Below are 268 nucleotides of genomic sequence, written 5' to 3'. Positions count from 1 at the left end.
AGCCGGGTGTGACCGTGATCGCGATCACGGCTCGCGACACCGGAACCGACGCCGAGATCGACGGCGTGATGCGCGTCACCGCCGTCGAAGCACGGCCCGAACTCGCGCTTCCCCCGATGCGGGCCTTCGTGCGCCCGCTCGCGGACACCACCGTCGACGTGCTCGACGCCGTTCCCGGCGCCAACGGCCGTGCTCTGGTGGTGCGGGGGGCGAAGACCGTCGACGGAGAACTGCGCGCCGACGTGATCGAGCACGCTCAGGTGCGGGT

1 protein-coding gene is annotated in these 268 nt (G+C 71.6%); it reads left to right on the top strand.

Annotated elements, in window-relative coordinates; genetic code table 11:
* A partial coding sequence (locus AMS67_RS00240) for a hypothetical protein (protein WP_156316467.1) occupies positions 1-268 on the top strand: 268 nt, incomplete at both ends.

This window comes from Leucobacter japonicus (assembly GCF_001273855.1).
GTDB classification, from domain to species: Bacteria; Actinomycetota; Actinomycetes; order Actinomycetales; family Microbacteriaceae; genus Leucobacter; species Leucobacter japonicus.
Note: the sequence above shows the minus strand (reverse complement) of the source record. Positions and strands in the feature narration are given on the sequence as shown.